The 19,992-nt window shown below is 65.6% G+C and carries 13 protein-coding genes and 2 pseudogenes; all 15 read left to right on the forward strand.

What is annotated here, in order from left to right; all coding sequences use genetic code 11:
- Position 1 precedes the first annotated feature (1 nt).
- A complete protein-coding gene (locus tag AB3L03_RS26235; RefSeq protein WP_007600843.1) occupies positions 2 to 394 on the forward strand; it encodes a hypothetical protein in 393 nt (130 codons plus the stop codon).
- Positions 391 to 2,145: a peptidoglycan D,D-transpeptidase FtsI family protein gene (locus AB3L03_RS26240; RefSeq protein WP_368507242.1), complete on the forward strand. Its 1,755-nt coding sequence runs from the start codon at positions 391 to 393 to the stop codon at positions 2,143 to 2,145. Before AB3L03_RS26235 ends, AB3L03_RS26240 begins: the two co-directional genes overlap by 4 nt.
- 84 nt (positions 2,146 to 2,229) lie before the next feature.
- Positions 2,230 to 3,702 carry a UDP-N-acetylmuramoyl-L-alanyl-D-glutamate--2,6-diaminopimelate ligase gene (locus AB3L03_RS26245; protein WP_368507243.1) on the forward strand — a complete coding sequence of 491 codons (1,473 nt, stop codon included), beginning with the start codon at positions 2,230 to 2,232 and terminating at the stop codon, positions 3,700 to 3,702.
- Positions 3,699 to 5,078, forward strand: coding sequence for a UDP-N-acetylmuramoyl-tripeptide--D-alanyl-D-alanine ligase (murF, locus tag AB3L03_RS26250; RefSeq protein ID WP_368507244.1), 1,380 nt, complete (start codon positions 3,699 to 3,701; stop codon positions 5,076 to 5,078). The genes AB3L03_RS26245 and murF overlap by 4 nt, the downstream gene beginning before the upstream one ends.
- A 162-nt stretch (positions 5,079 to 5,240) precedes the next feature.
- Positions 5,241 to 6,344, forward strand: coding sequence for a phospho-N-acetylmuramoyl-pentapeptide-transferase (gene mraY, locus AB3L03_RS26255; RefSeq protein WP_007600847.1), 1,104 nt, complete (start codon positions 5,241 to 5,243; stop codon positions 6,342 to 6,344).
- Positions 6,345 to 6,351: 7 nt separating this feature from the next.
- A complete protein-coding gene (murD, locus tag AB3L03_RS26260) occupies positions 6,352 to 7,752 on the forward strand; it encodes a UDP-N-acetylmuramoyl-L-alanine--D-glutamate ligase (protein ID WP_018454237.1) in 1,401 nt (466 codons plus the stop codon).
- A gap of 238 nt (positions 7,753 to 7,990) precedes the next feature.
- The gene (ftsW, locus tag AB3L03_RS26265; protein WP_018454238.1) at positions 7,991 to 9,142 is read left to right on the forward strand and encodes a putative lipid II flippase FtsW; all 1,152 of its coding nucleotides are present in this window, start codon (positions 7,991 to 7,993) and stop codon (positions 9,140 to 9,142) included.
- A 125-nt stretch (positions 9,143 to 9,267) separates the two neighbouring features.
- Positions 9,268 to 10,353 carry an undecaprenyldiphospho-muramoylpentapeptide beta-N-acetylglucosaminyltransferase gene (gene murG, locus AB3L03_RS26270; protein WP_368509076.1) on the forward strand — a complete coding sequence of 362 codons (1,086 nt, stop codon included), beginning with the start codon at positions 9,268 to 9,270 and terminating at the stop codon, positions 10,351 to 10,353.
- 138 nt (positions 10,354 to 10,491) lie between these two features.
- Positions 10,492 to 11,895 carry a UDP-N-acetylmuramate--L-alanine ligase gene (gene murC, locus AB3L03_RS26275; RefSeq protein ID WP_204513990.1) on the forward strand — a complete coding sequence of 468 codons (1,404 nt, stop codon included), beginning with the start codon at positions 10,492 to 10,494 and terminating at the stop codon, positions 11,893 to 11,895.
- A 4-nt stretch (positions 11,896 to 11,899) separates the two neighbouring features.
- Positions 11,900 to 12,820, forward strand: a complete 921-nt coding sequence (murB, locus tag AB3L03_RS26280; protein ID WP_247294863.1) for a UDP-N-acetylmuramate dehydrogenase — start codon at positions 11,900 to 11,902, stop codon at positions 12,818 to 12,820.
- Between the two features lie 22 nt (positions 12,821 to 12,842).
- Complete coding sequence (locus AB3L03_RS26285) at positions 12,843 to 13,829, forward strand: D-alanine--D-alanine ligase (protein ID WP_085349138.1); 987 nt, start codon at positions 12,843 to 12,845, stop codon at positions 13,827 to 13,829.
- A 350-nt stretch (positions 13,830 to 14,179) separates the two neighbouring features.
- Positions 14,180 to 15,189 (forward strand): annotated as a pseudogene (locus tag AB3L03_RS26290) (cell division protein FtsQ/DivIB); the annotation flags it as partial.
- A gap of 15 nt (positions 15,190 to 15,204) precedes the next feature.
- Complete coding sequence (gene ftsA / locus AB3L03_RS26295) at positions 15,205 to 16,527, forward strand: cell division protein FtsA (protein ID WP_368509077.1); 1,323 nt, start codon at positions 15,205 to 15,207, stop codon at positions 16,525 to 16,527.
- An 87-nt stretch (positions 16,528 to 16,614) separates the two neighbouring features.
- A pseudogene (ftsZ, locus tag AB3L03_RS26300) lies at positions 16,615 to 18,421 on the forward strand (cell division protein FtsZ).
- A 358-nt stretch (positions 18,422 to 18,779) separates the two neighbouring features.
- Entirely contained in the window at positions 18,780 to 19,742 is a 963-nt protein-coding gene (gene lpxC, locus AB3L03_RS26305; RefSeq protein WP_247294861.1) for a UDP-3-O-acyl-N-acetylglucosamine deacetylase, read from the forward strand.
- Positions 19,743 to 19,992 lie beyond the last annotated feature (250 nt).

Here is a 19,992-nt window from a genome sequence, read left to right on the forward strand (position 1 = left end):
CATGCGCTTCATCCACCTCCTCGTCATCGGCGCGCTGATCTTCGCGGCAGCCTATGTCTATAGGATCAAGATGGACTCCACGGCGCGCACTGAAAAGGTGCTGCGGCTGCATGCGGAGATCCGCGAGCAGCGCGATGCGATCGCGGCGCTGCGCTCCGAATGGGCCAAGCTCGATGCGCCCTTGCGCCTGCAGGGCCTGTCCGACCGGCATCTGCAGCTCAAGCCGGTCAACGGCACGCAATATGATTCACTGAAGAATCTGCCCGAGCGCCCGCCGCGGATGTTCAGGCCGGGCGAGCCGGATCCGATCGGCGCCATGCTCAACACCATCGAAGCCGCCAGCGATCCCGATAATGTGACGGGCTCCGTACCTCAGCCCGAGGACAAGCCATGAATGCTGTGACCCCGGCCAAACCGGCAGAAAAGCCGACTGAGCCTTGGCGCCAGCGCCTGATCCGCAGCCTGCTGTACGGGCGCAACGTCGATCGCGCGGCCAAGGCGCGGGCGCGCGTCGGCCTCGCGATGCTCGCCTTTGGCGCGGTCTACGCCCTGATCGGCGGCCGGCTCGTGATGTTCGCGATCGGCGCCGACGCCCACGGCGCGCGCCGCGCCGCGGCGCAGGAGGTGGTCGCGACCGCGCGGCCCGACATCGTCGATCGCAACGGCGCGATCCTCGCGACCGACGTCAAGGCGTCGAGCCTGTTCGGCGAGCCGCGTCGCATCATCGACAAGGACGAGGCAATCGAACTTCTGACCGCCACGGTGCCCGACCTCGACGAGGCCGAGGTGCGCGAGCGCCTGAAGACGCGCAAGGGCTTCGTCTGGCTCAAGCGCGAGATTACGGCGAAGCAGCAGCAGGACATCCACAAGCTCGGCATTCCCGGCATCGGTTTCCTGCGCGAGAACAAGCGCGTCTATCCGACCGGCAACGAGGTCGCCCACCTCATTGGTCTCGTCAACATCGACAACCAGGGCATCGCCGGCATGGAGAAGTGGCTCGACAATCAGGGGCTCGCCGATCTCCACCGCGCGGGCTTTGCCACCGACCGGCTGCAAAAGCCGATCGAGCTATCGGTGGATCTGCGGGTCGAGCACGCACTGCGTGACGAGCTGCTGAAGGCCAAGGAGAAATACCACACCAAGGCCGCCTCCGGCATCGTCTCCAACGTCAAGACCGGCGAGATCGTGGCGATGGTCTCGCTGCCGGATTTCGATCCCAACAATCCGAAGGAAGCGCACGATCCCGACCGCATCAATCGCCTGACCACCGGCGTCTACGAGATGGGCTCGACCTTCAAGGCGTTCACGCTGGCGATGGCGCTCGATTCCGGCAAAATCAATTTGAACTCGATGTGGGATGCACGGGGAAACCTGCACTACGGCAAGTTCACCATCCATGACAGCCACGCGCTCGGACGTTTCATCAACACCAAGGAAGTGTTCACGTTCTCGTCCAACATCGGCGCCGCGCGGATCGCGCTCGGGCAGGGCGTCGAGGCGCACAAGGCATTCCTCGGCAAGATGGGCCAGTTGACGCGGCTGCGCACCGAACTGCCGGAAAGCGCGGCTCCGCTGATACCGCGCCGCTGGGGCGAGCTGAACACCGTGACCATCGCGTTCGGCCAAGGCATGTCGGTGGCGCCGCTGCAGGCGGTGATGGGCATCAACGCGCTGGTGAACGGCGGCTATTTGATTCCGCCGACCTTCATGAAGCGCAGCGAGTCCGAAGCGGCGGCGATGGCCAAGCGCGTGATCAAGACGGAGACCAGCGACAAGATGCGGTTCCTGATGCGGCTCAATGCAGAAATCGGCACCGCCAAGACCGCCGACGTCAAGGGTTACTACGTTGGCGGCAAGACCGGCACGTCCGAGAAGGTCATCAACGGCCGCTATGCCAAGAAGCGGGTGCTCAACTCCTTCACCGCGATCATGCCCTGCGACGATCCGAAATATCAGATCCTGATCATGCTGGACGAGCCCCAGGCCATTCCCGAAACGAAGGGTTTCATCACCTCGGGCTGGAACGCGGTGCCCACGGGCGGCAAGGTGATCGAGCGGATCGCGCCGCTTCTGGGTGTCGAGCCGCGGTTCGACCTGCCGCCGTCCGAGCGCCTTATTCTTGCAGCATCCAGGACAACCCAGTAATCAACCGGGTGGGCCGTTGCCGCTGCTGAGTCGGGATTTCCCTGCAGATTCGGCGATCCGGTCCGGCATGTCGACTGGAAGACCATGAAGCTGCGCGACCTCCTCGATCAGGACGTTCAGGGCAATGACGCCGCAATCGAGCCCGCGGTCGCGGCGCTCGACGTGACCGGCGTTGCGCTCGACAGCCGCGCGGTCAAGCCAGACGATCTCTTCTTCGCACTTGCGGGCAGCAAGACCGACGGTGCGCGCTTTATCGATGCCGCGATTGCCGCAGGCGCGGTGGCGGTCGTCGGCGACCATGCGCCTGACGGCTGCAAGGTGCCGTTCATCACAGTTGCCAATCCGCGCCGCGCGCTGGCGCTAGCCGCGGCAAGATTTTTTCCCGCGCAGCCTGCGACAATTGCGGCGGTGACCGGCACCAGCGGCAAGACCTCGGTCGCCGCATTCACCCGGCAGATCTGGGAACGGCTCGGGCACGCCTCCGCCAGTATCGGAACCATCGGCCTGGTCTCGCCGAAACGTACCGTCTACGGCTCGCTGACGACGCCCGATCCGATCGCGCTGCACCGGCAGCTGGACGAGATCGCGCGCGAGGGCGTCACGCATCTCGCCTTCGAGGCCTCTTCTCACGGGCTCGACCAATATCGCCTCGACGGCGTGCGCGTGTCCGCCGGCGGCTTCACCAATCTCTCGCGCGACCACATGGATTACCATCCGACCGTCGCGCATTATCTCGCGGCCAAGCTCAGGCTGTTCCGCGAACTTGTCCCGCCGGGGGGCGCGGCCGTGATCTCCGCCGATCATGATTGCTCGGCGGAGGCGATCAGTGCTGCGAATTCGCGCGGCTTGCGCGTGATGGCAGTCGGTCGCAACGGCGACGGGGCGGGCGAGGGCATTCGTCTCGCCGGCGCGGAGGTCGAAGGATTTTCGCAAGTGCTCGCGCTCGAACATCGCGGCAAGCGGTATACGATCCGGCTGCCGCTGGTCGGCGAGTTCCAGATCGAGAATGCGCTGGTGTCGGCTGGCCTCGCCATCGGCACCGGCGGCGACGCCGCGGACGTGTTCGCGAGCCTCGAACATCTCGAAGGCGCCAAGGGCCGGTTAGAGCGCGTCGGAGAGCGCAACGGTGCGCCGATCTTCGTCGACTATGCGCACAAGCCCGATGCGCTGGCGAAGGCGCTGCAGGCGCTGCGTCCCTACGCCAGGCGCAGGCTGGTCGTCGTGTTCGGCGCCGGCGGCGACCGCGATGCCGGCAAGCGTCCGATCATGGGCGCGATCGCCGCCGGCAACGCCGACGGCATCATCGTCACCGACGACAATCCGCGCGGCGAGAAGCCGGAATCGATCCGCGCCGAAATTCTCGCCGCCGCCAAGGGCGCCCGCGAAATCGGCGACCGGGCCGCGGCGATCCGCACCGCGATCGCCGAATTGGAAGATGGCGATGCGCTGCTCATCGCCGGCAAGGGCCACGAGACCGGGCAGATCGTCGGCGGAGAGGTTTTGCCCTTCAGTGATCACGAGGCGGTCGCCGCCGCATTAGCGTCGAGGATTGCATGAGCGCGCCCATATGGACGGTGGCCGAAGTGGCGCGCGCGCTGGGCGCCGCCGGATCGTTCCCGGACACGCCGATCGACTTTGTCACCCAGGACAGCCGGCTGGTGAAGCCGGGCAGCCTGTTCGTCGCGCTGAGCGGCACGCCAAGCGGCGGCTTCATTTCGGCCTTCGCCAGCGCGCGTGACGGCTGGGAGTTCGCGGACAAGGCGGAAGCCTCGGGCGCGGTCGCGATGATCGTGCCGCACGAGATCGCGGGCATCCGCATTCCCCAGATCGTCGTCAAGGACACGCTGATCGACGGCCTCTGGGGCCTTGCGCGCGCGGCACGCGCGCGCTTCAACGGGCCGGTGATCGGGCTCACCGGCAGTGCGGGCAAAACCAGCACCAAGGAATTCCTCGCGGCCTATCCCAATGCCTATGCCAGCCCGTCGAGCTTCAATAATTTCTGGGGCGTGCCGCTGACGCTGTGCAATGCGCGCCCCGATGCCAGTCTCTGGGTCGTCGAGATGGGCATGAACCAGGCGGGCGAAATCGCGCGGCTCAGCGAACTGACGCGGCCGACGGTGGCGCTCGTCGTCAACGTCCAGCCGGTGCATCTGGAGAAGCTCGGCTCGCTCGAAGCCATCCGTCGCGAGAAGGTGTCGATTGCACTCGGCCTGCCCGCGGAAGGCGTGCTGGTGCTGCCCGCCGGGATCAAGGCGCCGGACTGGAAGGGCAAGGTCATACGCTTCGGCGAGAAAGCCGAGGTGCATGAAGTCGCGCACGCGCCGCACGGCGACAGCTGGCAGGTCGTGGCCGCGCTCGGCAAGAAGGAGATCGCGTTCAGCCTGACGCCGGGCGCGCCGCATCGCGTTCAGAATGCGCTGGCCGCGCTCGCATCGATCCGTGCGGCCAACCTCGATGTGGCGACGCTTGCGATCAAGCTCGACCGGGTCGGTATCATGAGCGGCCGTGGCGTCGAGCAGGCGGCCGGTGGCGTCACCGTGATCGACGACAGCTTCAACGGTAATCCGGCCAGCGTGGCTGCCGCGCTGCAAAGCTTGCAGGCGCGCAACACGACCGGTGGCCGCCGCATTGCCGTGCTCGGCGACATGCTGGAGCTGGGCGACGGCGCACCAACCTATCACATCGACCTCGCCAGGCATCTCGACGGCATCGACGGCGTCTATTGCGTCGGACCCCTGATGCGTCACCTGTTCGAGGTGCTTCCAGCCGGCAAGGGTCTCGGTTGGCACGACGACCCCGTCACGCTGAAGCCGGGCGAGGTCGCAAATCTGCTGAGGGCAGGCGATGTCGTGGTTGTCAAGGGCAGCAAGAAGATGTTCTGGGTCAACAAGTTTGTGCCGGGCCTAGTGGCCGCCTTGCAGGCAAGGGCGTAAACTGCTTGGAAGGCGCTGTTCCCGAATCCCCCTTTCCGGCGCGAAGCCGTTCGTTTTCTTTAGAGGTCGCCCGACCCGATGATGAAGACCAGCGAATGCGCGTGAGGCAGGTTGACAAGGCCAAGATCAAGGCGCGTGCAAAGGCGCCATAGGACCGTCTGAATGTTTTACTGGCTGATCGAGCTCTCCAACACATTTCCGGGCTTCGGTGCCGTTCGCACCTTCCTGAACGTCTTCCGCTACATCACCTTCCGCACCGGCGGCGCCGTCGTCACCGGCGCGCTGTTCGTATTCCTGTTCGGACCCTGGATCATCGACCATCTGCGCATCCGGCAAGGCAAGGGCCAGCCGATCCGGGCCGATGGTCCGCAATCGCATCTCGCCAAGAAAGGCACGCCCACCATGGGCGGGCTGATGATCCTGTCCGGTCTCACGGTCGGCACGGTGCTGTGGGCCAATCCGCTCAACCCTTACGTCTGGATCGTGCTGGCGGTGACGCTTGGCTTCGGCTTCGTCGGCTTCTATGACGATTATCTCAAGGTGACGAAGCAGACCACGACCGGGTTCGGCAGCAAGCTTCGCCTGCTGATCGAGGCGGCGATCGCGCTGGTGGCCTGCTACGCGCTGGTGCGGCTGAACCGCGATCCCGCGTCGACCGCGCTGACGATTCCTTTCCTGAAGGACACCGTGCTGCATTTCGGCTGGTTCTTCGTCGTGTTCGGCGCCTTCGTCATCGTCGGCGCCGGCAACGCGGTGAACCTGACCGACGGTCTCGACGGCCTTGCCATCGTGCCGGTGATGATCGCGACCGCGAGCTTTGCGATGATCGCCTATCTCGCCGGCAACGCGGTGTTCGCCGACTATCTCCAGATCAAATATGTCGCCGGCACCGGCGAGCTCGCCGTGCTCTGCGGCGCCCTGCTGGGCGCGGGCCTCGGCTTCCTCTGGTTCAACGCGCCGCCGGCCTCGATCTTCATGGGCGACACCGGCTCGCTCGCGCTCGGCGGCATGCTGGGTGCGATCGCGGTCGCGGTGAAGCACGAGATCGTGCTCGCGGTGATCGGCGGCCTGTTCGTGCTGGAGGCGGTCTCCGTCATCGTGCAGGTGGTGTCGTTCAAGATGACAGGAAAACGCATCTTCCGGATGGCGCCGATCCATCACCATTTCGAGCAACTCGGCTGGACCGAGCCCCAGATCGTGATCCGGTTCTGGATCATCTCGGTGATGCTGGCGCTCGCCGGCCTATCCACGCTGAAGCTGCGGTGAACGATCGATGATCCCCGTCACGTCCTTTGCCGGCAAGACGGTCGCGGTGTTCGGCCTCGGCGGCTCGGGGCTCGCCTCCTGTCACGCGTTGAAAGCGGGCGGCGCCGAGGTGATCGCCGCCGACGACAGCGCCGAGAATGTCGCCAAGGCCGCGCAAGCGGGCTTCATCACGGCTGATTTGCGCAACGTCTCATGGGCGAATTTCGCCGCGCTGGTGCTCGCGCCCGGTGTGCCGATGACCCACCCAGTGCCGCATTGGAGCGTGCTGAAGGCGCGCGAGGCCGCTATCGAGGTGATCGGCGACATCGAGCTGTTCTGCCGCGAAAGGCGCCGGCACGCGCCGGATGCGCCGTTCGTCGCCATCACCGGCACCAATGGCAAATCGACGACGACGGCTTTGATCGCGCATCTCACCAAGGTCGCCGGCTATGACACCCAGATGGGCGGAAATATCGGCACCGCGATCCTGTCGCTGGAGCCGCCGGGCATGGGCCGCGTCCACGTCATCGAGATGTCGTCCTATCAGATCGACCTCACGCCTTCACTCGATCCCTCCGTCGGCATTCTGCTCAATGTCAGCGAAGACCACATCGATCGCCACGGCACCATCGCGCATTACGCCGCGGTGAAGGAGCGACTCGTTGCCGGTGTGCAGGCCGGCGGCACCGCGATCGTCGGCGTCGACGACGGCTTTTGCCGCGATATCGCCGACCGGCTCGATCGCGCCGGCAAGAACGTGGTGCGGATCTCCGTCAAGAATCCGCTGGCCAGCGGCATCCATGTCGAGCACGGCCATATCGTGCGCAATTCGGGCGGCGCGCGCAGCGAAATCGCGGCGCTCGGCGGCATCGGTTCTCTGCGCGGCTTGCACAATGCGCAGAACGCGGCGTGCGCGGCAGCCGCCGCGCTCGCGATGGGCATCGGCCTCGACGTCTTGCAGAACGGCCTGCGCAGCTTCCCCGGCCTTGCGCATCGCATGGAGCAGGTCGGCCGCCGCGGCAACGTGCTGTTCGTCAACGATTCCAAGGGCACCAATGCCGACGCCACCGCGCATGCGCTGTCGTCCTTTTCGGACATCTTCTGGATCGCGGGCGGCAAGCCGAAGGCCGGCGGAATCACCGGCCTCACCGGCTACTTCCCGCGCATCCGAAAAGCCTATCTGATCGGCGAGGCCGCGCAGGAATTTTCGGGCACGCTCGGCACGAAGGTGCCGCACGAGATCAGCCAGACCCTCGACGTCGCCGTCGAGCAAGCCGCATGCGATGCGGAGGCGTCAGGCATCGCTGACGCGGTCGTCCTGCTGTCGCCCGCCTGCGCCTCCTTCGACCAGTATCGCAACTTCGAAATTCGCGGCACCAGGTTCCGCGAGCTGGTGCAGGCGCTGCCGGGCATGAAGCCGGTGGTGTAGGGACGCTGCTGGTTGTTGCTCCGCTGTCGTCGCCCGGCTTGACCGGGTGATCCAGTACGCCGCGGCTGTGGTTATGAACCCTCGACGTCTCTGGAATACTGGATGCCCCGCTTTCGCGGGGCATGACGGGCATTTGAGGTAAGCGCTCGCCTTCATCTCCAATCATCCGCGTTTCCTTAACCCCCCGGTAACCAACCTCGGCGACCAATGGACCGACCTCTGTCCGAAAGCGGCCGCCATGCTCTCCCGTGAAGAACGCACCCCCTTTTCCGAGTGGTGGTGGACCGTCGACAAGCCGCTGATGGGTGCCATCCTGGCGCTGATGCTGACCGGCGTGATCCTGTCGCTGGCGGCGAGCCCGCCGGTTGCGACCCGCATCGGGCTCGATCCCTTCCACTTCTTCAGCCGCCACGTGCTATTCCTGGTGCCGTCCTGCATCGTGCTGCTCGGGGTGTCCTTCCTGTCGCCGCGGGCGATCCGTCGCTCGGCGCTGATCATCTTTGCGGTCAGCATCGTCCTGATCGTGCTGACGCTCGCGATCGGCCCCGAAGTAAAGGGCTCGCGGCGCTGGATCACGCTACTCGGCCTCAATATCCAGGCCTCCGAGATCGCAAAACCGTCGTTCGTCGTCATGGCCGCCTGGCTGTTCGCGGAATCCACTAGGCGGCCAGAAATGCCGGCGACCTCGATGGCGCTGGTGCTGCTCTTGATGCTGGTCTCGCTGCTGGTGATGGAGCCCGACTTCGGCCAGACCATGCTGATCCTGATGGTGTGGGGCTCGCTGTTCTTCATCGCGGGCATGCGGATGATCTGGGTGTTCGGGCTCGCCGGCCTCGGCGCCGCCGGACTGTTCAGCGCCTATCTTTTTGTTCCCCACGTCGCCGGCCGCATCAAGCGCTTCATGAATCCGGCCTCGGGCGACACCTTCCAGGTCGATACCGCCATGGAGGCCTTCTACAATGGCGGCTGGTTCGGCCTCGGACCGGGCGAGGGCATCGCCAAGCGCAGCCTGCCCGACAGCCACACCGATTTCGTGTTCGCGGTTGCCGCCGAAGAGTTCGGCATCATCCTGTGCCTCGCGATGCTGGCACTGTTTGCTTTCGTCGTCATCCGGACGCTGTCGCGCGCCTATGCCAACGAGGACATGTTCTCGCGCTTCGCGGCCTCGGGCTTGGCGATCCTGTTCGGCGTGCAGGCCGCCATCAACATGTCGGTCAATCTCCAGCTCATCCCCGCCAAGGGCATGACGCTGCCCTTCATCTCCTATGGTGGCTCCTCGATCGTGTCGCTGGCCTATGGTGTCGGCATGATGCTCGCGCTGACGCGGCTGCGCCCGCGCACCGAAGTCGAGGCGAGCGGCCACGCCGAGGCGATGCGCAGCTACGCATAGTTTTTCGTCATTGCGAGCGAAGCGAAGCAATCCAGAATCTCTCCGCGGTGGCAGTCTGGATTGCTTCGCTGCGCTCGCAATGACGAAAGAGTCCTTGTAAAACTCGCCACCATGGACACCTCCCCCTGATTCTTCTCGCCGCGGGCGGCACCGGCGGCCATCTGTTTCCGGCCGAGGCGCTCGGCGTCGAGCTGATCCGGCGCGGCTTCCGCGTCCGCCTCGTCACGGACGAGCGCGCGCTGCGCTACAGCGGACTGTTCACCAAGGACATGATCGACGTCGTCTCGAGCGAGACTGCGCGCGGACGCAATCCGCTGCAGCTCGCCTATGCCGGCCTGACGCTCGCGGCCGGCACGCTGTCCGCCTACAGCCTGATCAAGCGACTGAAGCCGGTCGCCGTCGTCGGCTTCGGCGGCTATCCGACGCTGCCGCCGCTGGTCGCCGCAAAATTCGCCGGCGTGCCCGGCATCATCCATGACGCCAATGCGGTGCTCGGCCGCGCCAACCGGTTCCTGTCGAGCCGCGTCCAAGCCATCGCGACGTCGTTGCCCGGCGTGCTCGATCGCGATCCGGCGCTATCAGGCAAGACCACGACGGTCGGCACGCCGATGCGTCCGGCGATCCTCGCCGCAGCTGGCGTGCCATATACTGCGCCTGAAGTGAACGGTCCGCTGCGCCTGCTCGTCGTCGGCGGCAGCCAGGGCGCGCGCATCATGGCCGACATCGTGCCGGGCGCGATCGAGCGCCTCGAGCCTGCGCTGTGGAGCCGGCTCGTCCTCACCCAGCAGGTGCGCGACGAGGATATGGCGCGCGTGCGTGCGGTCTACGACAGACTGAAGATCAAGGCCGAGCTCGCGCCGTTTTTCACCGATCTTCCGGCACGGCTGGCCTCCAACCATCTGGTGGTGTCGCGCTCAGGCGCCGGCACCGTGGCGGAACTTGCCGCGATCGGGCGGCCCTCGATCCTGGTGCCGCTGCCGGGCGCGATCGACCAGGACCAGTTCGCCAATGCCGGCGTGCTGGCCAAGGTCGACGGTGCGATCCGCATTCCGCAGACCGAGTTTTCCTCCGATCGCCTCGCCGCCGAGATCTCCGCCTTCGCCGCCGAGCCCGCGCGTCTTGCCGCCATGGCGCAGGCCGCCCGCGGCGCCGGCCGGCTCGACGCAGCGGAGCGGCTGGCCGATCTGGTGGCCAAAATCGCGGGAATCTGACGCGAAATCGGCCGGAATTCCTACTTTTGCCGTCATGGCCGGGCTTGTCCCGGCCATCCACGTCTTGCAAGAAGTGGTAAGGATTCGTGGATGCCCGGGACGAGCCCGGGCATGACGAAGGGAACTGCGGGATACACCATGAGACTGCCGCGCGAGATCGGACCTATCCACTTCGTCGGGATCGGCGGGATAGGCATGAGCGGAATCGCCGAGGTGCTGCTCAATCTCGGCTATTCCGTGCAGGGTTCGGACGCCTCCGACAATTACAATCTCGACCGCCTGCGCAAGAACGGTGCGAGGGTCTCGGTCGGCCACAAGGCGGAGAACGTCGACGGGGCCGAGGTCGTCGTGGTTTCTACCGCGATCAAGCGCGACAATCCGGAACTGACGGCGGCGCGCGAACGGCGCATCCCCGTGGTGCGCCGCGCCGAGATGCTGGCCGAGCTCATGCGGCTGAAGAGCTGCGTCGCCATCGCCGGCACCCACGGCAAGACCACCACGACCACGATGGTCGCGACGCTGCTCGACGCCGGCGGCCTCGATCCCACCGTGATCAACGGCGGCATCATCAATGCCTACGGCTCCAATGCGCGTCTCGGTGCGGGTGACTGGATGGTGGTCGAAGCGGACGAGAGCGACGGCACGTTCCTGAAGCTGCCGACCGAGGTCGCGATCGTCACCAATGTCGATCCCGAGCATCTCGATCACTTCAAGACCTTCGAGGCGGTGCAGGACGCCTTCCGCCATTTCGTCGAGAACCTGCCGTTCTATGGCTTCGCCGTGATGTGCATCGATCATCCCGTGGTGCAAACCCTTGTCGGCAAGATCGAGGATCGACGCATCATCACCTATGGTGAGAATCCGCAGGCCGATGTGCGCTTCGTCGACCTGACCCCGGCGGGCGGCGGATCGAAGTTCAAGGTTGCCTTCCGCGATCGCAAGACGGGCGCCGTGCACGAGATCTCCGATCTCATGCTGCCGATGCCGGGGCGCCACAATGCCTCCAACGCGACCGCCGCGATTGCGGTCGCGCGCGAGCTCGGCGTGTCGGACGAGGCGATCCGCAAGGCGATCGCCGGCTTCGGCGGCGTCAAGCGCCGCTTCACCAAGACCGGCGAGTGGAACGGCGTCACCGTCATCGACGACTACGGCCATCATCCGGTCGAGATCGCGGCGGTGCTGAAGGCGGCGCGGGAATCCACCAACGGTAAGATCGTCGCGGTGGTGCAGCCGCATCGCTACACCCGCCTGCAGTCGCTGTTCGAGGAATTCTGCACCTGCTTCAACGATGCGGATGCGGTGATCGTCGCCGAGGTCTATGCTGCGGGCGAGACGCCGATCGAAGGCATCGATCGCGACCATTTCGCCGCGGGCCTGCGCGCCCACGGCCACCGCGAGGTGATCCCGCTGCCCGCGGCGTCCGATCTCGCTGGCATCGTCAAGGGCGTGGCGAAGTCCGGCGATCTCGTCGTGTGTCTGGGCGCCGGCAACATCACGCAATGGGCGTATGCCTTGCCCGGCGAATTGAAGGCGCTGGGGTAGCGCAGTGAGCTTCCCCGACATCACACCCGACCTCAAAGCCGTGATGCCCGATCTTCGCGGCCGGCTGCTGGCGAACCAGTCGCTCGCCGAGCTCACCTGGTTTCGCGTCGGAGGTCCCGCGCAGGTGCTGTTCACGCCGACGGATGAGGACGATCTCTCTTATTTCCTCGCGCATCTCGCAAGCGACATTCCCGTCTATGTCGTCGGCGTCGGCTCCAACCTGATCGTGCGCGACGGCGGCATGGCGGGCGTGGTGATCCGGCTTGCGCCGCGCGCCTTTGGCGAGGCGAGCGCGAGCGGCGATGTCGTCACCGCGGGCGCAGCCGCGCTCGACAAGCGCGTGGCGGAAGTCGCCGCGTCGGCCAATATCGGCGGGCTCGAATTTTACTTCGGCATTCCCGGCACGATCGGCGGCGCGCTGCGCATGAATGCGGGCGCCAATGGCGGCGAGACCAAGGACGTGTTGATCGAGGCGCGTGGCGTCGGGCGCGACGGCACGAAGCACATCTTCTCCAATGCCGACATGAAGTTTGTCTACCGCAACAGCGGCGTCGATGCCTCCATCATCTTCACCTCCGCGCGGTTCTGCGGCGAGCTCAGGGATGCCGAGGCGATCCGCGCGCGCATGGCGGAAGTGCAAACCCATCGCGAGACCGCGCAGCCGATCCGCGAAAAGACCGGCGGCTCGACCTTCAAGAATCCGCCCGGCCATTCCGCCTGGAAGCTGGTCGATGCCGCCGGCTGCCGCGGTTTGCGCGTCGGCGGTGCAGAAGTCTCCGAGATGCACTGCAATTTCCTGATCAACACGGGCAATGCCACCGCGCACGATATCGAGACGCTGGGCGAGACCGTACGTGAACGGGTGAAGGCAAATTCCGGAATTGAGCTACACTGGGAAATCAAGCGGATCGGAATTCCCGGCTAATTTGGACAAGCGACGAGAGAACATGCGCATCACCATCCTCTTCGGCGGCTCCAACCGCGAACGTCTGGTTTCCGTCGCCTCAGCCCAGGCGCTGCATCAGGCGCTGCCCGAGGCCGATCTCTGGTGGTGGGACGTCGAGGACAAGGTGCATGTCGTGCAGTCCAAACAGCTGCTCGAACATGCCCGCCCGTTCGAGGACGAGTTCAAGCCGGGCACGTCGGGCATTCCGTTGGAGCAGGCGCTCGACCAGGCCAGGGCGGAGGACCGCGTGCTGGTGCTCGGCCTGCATGGCGGGCGTGCCGAGAACGGCGAATTGCAGGTGATGTGCGAAGCGCGCGGCGTGCCGTTCACCGGATCGGGCTCGGCCTCCTCGCATCTCGCGTTCGACAAGATCGCGGCCAAGCATTTCGCCGCGCTCGGCGGCGTGACGCCGCCGGCCAACATTGCGCTGGACCAGATCGACGAGGCCTTCGCCGAATACGGCCGGCTGATCGCAAAGCCCGCCAGGGATGGCTCGAGCTACGGCCTGATCTTCGTCAACGCCAAGCAGGATCTCGTCGCCGTTCGCAATGCGGCCAAGCACGAAGAGTACGTGATCGAGCCCTACATCTCCGGCGTCGAGGCGACCTGCGGCGTGCTGGAGCGGCCGGACGGCTCGATCATCTCGCTGCCGCCGATCGAGATCATTCCGGGCGAGGGCAGTTTCGACTACGCGGCGAAATATCTTTTGAAGTCGACCCAAGAGATCTGTCCCGGCCGTTTCGCACCCGAAATCACCGCCGCGCTGAAGCACCAGGCGATGCTGGCGCACCGGGCGATGTCGTGTACCGGCTATTCCCGTTCGGACTTCATCGTCTCGGACAAGGGGCTGGTCTATCTCGAAACCAACACGCTGCCCGGCCTGACCAAGTCCTCGCTCTACCCCAAGGCGCTGAAGGCCGAGAGCATCGAGTTCGTCGACTTCCTGCGCGGCCTGATCGAGCTCGCTGTGGCCGGTGTGCGAAAATAATTAGGACTGGTTAACGGCCGAACTGGCGAAACGGCCGGTTTTGGAACCCAAAACCGGTAAAATGCCGGATATTGCGGCATAAATGCCTCACAGGCCTGGGCAAAAAGCTCACGTCGTTAACGAACTTTACCTTTTGTTTACCAGGACGTCCGAAGGTTAACGCTGGCGGCGCATATGACGCTTTGGCTGCCGGCGCGTGGACCGTTGCGGGTGTTGTCACCCCCAGCGAACGCTCTGAAGGGGAGAGGTTTTCTTCTGCTGAAGACCAGCACCCGGCCCGGCAAGTCCGAGACGTCATGTTCGCCAGGACCCGCGCGATGTCGCGGGCAAACTGTTGACGAGCTCGTGCAATGGATGGAGCAGGAAGCCTCACTCGGTCGCTTTTCAGATCGCTGAGGCCCCAAGCTGACCTGAAGGCGGCCGCTATCGGAGCGGTCGTGCTTCTGCGCGAGTGGGTGCAGGACAAGCGTCAGGAAGAGTTCTCGGCGCCCGTGCTGCCGCCAAGGAAAAGACCAGGGCCAAAGCCATCGTCGAGCGCGAGCCGCCGCCGCGGTTGGTCGCGCTGGTCGAGCGCTATCTGCCGCGCCGGGTCGGGATCAGCATGACGGTGCTGCTCCTGATCGGAAGCTGCGGCTTCGGTATCGTCAAGGGCGGCCATCTCCAGGATTTCATCACGGCGGTCAACGACACCCGCAACGCGCTGGCCAATTCCGCCGGCTTCCGCATCACCTCCGTCGTGATCAACGGTCGCAAGCAGCTCAGCCAGGACGAGATCCTCGCGATCGGCGGCGTCAGCGGCCGATCCTCGCTGCTGTTTCTCGACGCCGACGCCGTGCGCGACAAGCTCAAGGCCAATCCCTGGATCGCGGATGCGACCGTGCTGAAGCTCTATCCGGGCCAGCTCATGATCGAGCTCACCGAGCGCAAGGCGTTCGCGCTGTGGCAGGAGGCCGGCCGGCTCTCCGTCATCGCCGATGACGGCGCCGTGCTCGAACCCTACGTCTCGCGCCGCTTCCTGTCGCTGCCGCTCGTGGTCGGCAAGGGCGCCGAGACGCAGGCCCGCGATTTCCTCGCTTTGCTGGCGCGCTATCCGCAGGTCAATTCCATTACCAAGGCCGCGATCTTCGTCGGTGAGCGGCGCTGGAACCTGAGGCTCAAGGACGGCCTCGACATCCGCCTGCCCGAACAGGACGTCGGCAACGCGCTTGCGATGCTGTCCAGGCTCGACAAGGAGGACAGGCTGTTCTCCCGCGACATCGTCGCCGTCGACCTGCGCCTGCCCGATCGGCTCGTCGTGCAGCTGTCCGAGGACGCCGCCAAGGCGCGCGACGATTTGTTCAAGGACAAGAAGAAGAAAAAAGGCCGGGGACGCTGCATGACCGGTCTTGATCGCACCCAGACACCGAAGACACGCCCGATGCCGCACAAGCGCGGCGGCCTCGTCGCCTGCCTCGACATCGGCACCAGCAAGATCGCCTGCATGATCGCGCGGCTGAAGCCGTCGGCGCCGAGCGAAGCCCTGCGCGACCGGACCCATGCGGTGGAGCTGATCGGCTACAGCCAGATTCAGTCGCGCGGCATGAAGGCCGGCGCCGTGATCGATCTCGGCGAATGCGAGCAGGCGGTGCGACAGGCCGTCGGGCTTGCAGAGAAAATGGCCAAGGTGCGGGTCGAGTCCGTGCTGCTGTCGGTCTCCGGCGGCCGGCTCTCCGGTCAGCTGGTCGAAGCTGCGGCCGACATCCGCGGCGGCGCCGTGACACCGGCCGATGTCAGCCGCGTCACCTCCACCGGCATGCGCCACGCCACCGGCGAAGGCCGCACCGTGCTGCACGCGCTGCCGGTCGGCTACACGCTTGACGGCGTCAAAGGTATCCGCGACCCCCGCGGCATGGTTGCGCATCAGTTCGGCATCGACATGAATGTCGTCACCTGCGACGCCACGGTGGCGCGGAACCTGATGCTGGCGGTCGAACGCTGCCACATCAACGTCGAAGCAATGGCGGCAAGCCCCTATGTGGCAGGCCTGTCGGTGCTGACCGACGACGAGGCCGATCTCGGCGCCGCCGTGGTCGAAATGGGCGCGGGCACCACCACGATCGCGGTCTTTTCCGGCGGCCACTTCGTGCATGCCGCGGGTTTTGCGGTCGGCGGGCAACACATCACGATGGATCTGGCGCGCGGACTCTCCGCGACCATTGCCGATGCCGAGCAGATCAAGACGTTATACGGGACCGTCATCACCGGCGGATCGGACTCGCGTGAGCTGATGTCTGTACCGACAGCCGGTGACGAGCAGGATCTGCCGCAGATCGTCTCCCGCGCTACCATCGCCAACATCGTCAAGCATCGTGCCGAGGAAGTCTTCGAAATGGTTCGGGACAAGCTGAAGGACTCGCCCTTCGCCTCGGAGCCGAACGGCCGCGTCGTGCTCTCGGGCGGGGCCTCGCAGCTCACGGGTCTCGTTGAGCTCGGAACGCAGATTCTCGGCCGGCCCGTGCGGGTCGGACGTCCGCTCGGTTTCGGCCGGCTGCCCAACGAGGCGAAGAACGCCGCCTTCGCGGTGCCGGCCGGACTGCTCGTCTACCCGCAATATGTTCACCACGAACATGTCGAACCGCGGCATACGCGGCAGCAGGTCAGGACGGGGACCGGCGGGTATTTCGGAAAGGTCGGACGATGGCTACGCGAGGGCTTCTGATGACTCCTTCCCGCAATATTCGATTTTCACCAACTCCCGCGGCCGCCGGCCGGGGCGAACCCACGCGCGCGTGATCGAGAGGCAAACATGACCATCAGCATCAATGTTCCTGATATTCACGAACTGAAGCCCCGCATCACCGTGTTCGGCGTCGGCGGCGCCGGTGGTAACGCCGTCAACAACATGATCACGGCGGGCCTCCAGGGCGTCGACTTCGTGGTCGCCAACACCGACGCGCAGGCGCTGACGATGTCGAAGGCGCAGCGCATCGTGCAGATGGGCACGGCGGCCACGCAAGGGTTGGGCGCAGGTTCGCAGCCGGTGGTCGGCGCGGCCGCGGCCGAAGAAGTCATGGACGAACTCCGTGACCATCTCTCGGGCGCCAACATGGTGTTCGTCACCGCCGGCATGGGCGGCGGCACCGGCACCGGCGCAGCTCCCGTGATCGCCAAGATCGCGCGCGAGATGGGCATCCTCACCGTCGGCGTCGTGACCAAGCCCTTCCACTTCGAGGGCGGCCGCCGCATGCGCACCGCGGAAGCGGGCATCAATGAGCTGCACAAGGTCGTTGATACGCTGCTGATCATCCCGAACCAGAACCTGTTCCGGGTCGCGAACGAGAAGACCACCTTCGCCGACGCCTTCGCGATGGCCGACCAGGTGCTCTATTCGGGCGTTGCCTGCATCACCGACCTGATGGTCAAGGAAGGCCTGATCAATCTCGACTTCGCCGACGTCCGCGCCGTCATGCGCGAGATGGGCAAGGCGATGATGGGCACGGGCGAAGCCTCCGGCGACAAGCGCGCGCTGACCGCCGCCGAAGCCGCGATCGCCAACCCGCTGATCGACGATAGCTCGATGAAGGGCGCCAAGGGCCTCCTGATCTCCATCACCGGCGGCAAGGATCTCACCCTGTTCGAGGTCGACGAAGCTGCGACCCGCATCCGCGAGGAAGTCGACCAGGACGCCAACATCATCGTCGGCGCCACCTTCGACGAGGCCCTCGATGGCCTGATCCGCGTCTCGGTCGTCGCCACCGGCATCGAACAGGCCGCGATCGCGCGCAACAGCCAGGCCACCAGCGCTCCCGTGGCAGAATCCTGCTCCGCAGGCGCAGCAGGCTCCCGCCGCTCCCGCCGCGGCTGCCGAGAGCCGTCTTGCCGATCTGACCGCGCGGCTGCGCGCTGACAATCAGCGCATGGCCGAGCGCGCCCAGAAGTTCGAAGGACAGACCCCGGCCACAGGAACGGGCCAATTTGCCGCCGCTCCCACGGCTCCGCGTCCGAACGTCGAGCGCGCTGCGCTTGCCGCCATCGCCGCCGCCGTTGCGGACGTTCCGCAGGCTCCCGCGCCGATGCAGACCTATGGCGACGTTACCGTGCGCCCGATCGCGCAGAAGCCCACGCTGTTCCCCGAGCCCGAGCAGGCGCCGATGGCCATGCAAGAGCCGATGACGCCGGAAACCTTCATCCCTCCGCAGGCCGAGCGTGCACCGGTCCGCACACCGCGGATGCCGCGGATCGAGGAACTTCCGATGCCCGCCCAGGCCGAGCTTCGCCAGGCCCGCGGCGAGGTCGAGGAGGAGACCCCGCAAAAGACCCGGCTGTCGCTGCTGCAGCGCCTCGCCAATGTCGGCCTCGGCCGTCGTGACGAGGAGACCGAGGCGCCGATCGCGGCCCGCACCGCCGGTCCCGCGATGCCGCCACTGCCCGATCGCCGCCCCCAGAAGACCGTGGCGCAGCAAATCGCTTCTACCGAGCCGGTGTCTGAGTATGCCCGTCGTCCCGCGCCGCAGGGCCTGGACATGCACGGCCGTCCCGCGCCTGTTGCCCCGGCGCCACAGGGAGATGACCATCTTGATATCCCGGCCTTCCTGCGGCGGCAGGCGACCTGAGGATTGTTACAATAAGGCAGACGAAAAAAGGTCCCGGGGGGAAGCTTGCCGGGACCTTTTCTTTTGCCCCGTGCATATCCGGATTGCGTGGCCAAGCAACTGATTTTAAATCATTAATTACGTATTCGATGGTTCAGTAAAACTACCGAAAACGGTCCCGAACTCCGGTCCAATTTGGTTAAGCCTTGGCGCGAATACGGCGGGTTTGGGGTAACAATCGGTAAAAAAAGCGTGAGTTGGCGCTGTTTGGGGCAGTGACTATGGTTTGCCGTGACTTGGGGATACGGATTCGGAACAGCGGTCTAGGCCGCAGTCGGGTTCAGTATAAGTCGCGATGGTCGTAGTGGGGCGGTTCCTGATGAAATTTAGCCGGCAAACAACGCTTCGTGCGCAAGCCAGTGTGGCAGGCGTCGGCGTTCATTCCGGTCTTCCTGTCACGCTCGCGCTTGGACCCGCGCCTGTCGACGCGGGATTTGTTTTTATCCGCACCGGGCTCGAGGGAAGCGACCGCGAAGTTCAGGCCACCGCCGAGCAGGTGATCGCGACGGATTTCGCCACCGTCCTCGGTGATCGCAACGGTCCGCTGGTTTCCACCGCCGAGCATGTCCTTGCTGCGCTGCGGGGAATGGGCGTCGACAACGCCATCATCGAGATCGATGGGCCGGAAGTGCCGATCATGGACGGCAGCGCGGCAGCCTTCGTTGCGGCGATCGACCAGGCCGGCATCGTGACCCAGCCGGCGCAGCGCCGCTTCATCCAGGTTTTGAAGCCGATCTCGGTCAAGATCGGCGACTCCTTCGGTGAGATCAGGCCCTATGCCGACGGGTTCCGCGCCGAGGTCGAGATCGACTTCACCAATCCTGTCATCGGCCAGCAGAGCTATGCCTTCGACCTCAACCCGGAGCGTTTCCGCCGCGAAGTCGGCCGGGCCCGGACTTTCGGTCTGATGTGCGACGTCGCGCGGCTCTGGAGCGCCGGCTACGCGCTCGGTGCCTCATTCGACAACACCGTCGTGTTCGACGAGGAGCGGCTGCTCAACACCGAGGGCCTGCGCTACGCCGACGAATGCGCCCGCCACAAGGTGCTGGACGTGATCGGCGACCTCGCGCTGGCGGGTCTGCCGCTGCTCGGCGCCTACCGCTCGGTACGTGGCGGCCACAAGCTCAACCACGCCGTTCTGACCGCGCTGCTCGCCGACCGCACCGCTTGGCGGGTGGTCGAGGGCGAGGCAGCCCGCCGCACCACGCGTCCGGTGGCCGAAACCGGTCGCGGCATCGTCGGTGGCCGGATCGCCGCGGTCTACGGGCCGGACGTTTCCTGAAGAGAGACGTTTCCTGCAGCGGACGTTTCCTAGACGAGAGACGCGTCCTGAAGAGACCCGTGGCCGCGGGCGTTTGGCGGCGGCTTTCCCCGGGAAACTCCTGGTAACGATGATCGGCTAGGATTGCGGCGCCTCGCCTTAATCCGGGCGGAATGCCTGCCTATCCGGTTGGTTGAAGATCGTTTTTCGGTTACACCGGCGTGGTCGCACGGCAGGCACCACGGCTATATTTCGCGCCCAGGACGGGGTT

Source organism: Bradyrhizobium lupini (assembly GCF_040939785.1).
Taxonomy (GTDB): Bacteria; Pseudomonadota; Alphaproteobacteria; order Rhizobiales; family Xanthobacteraceae; genus Bradyrhizobium; species Bradyrhizobium canariense_D.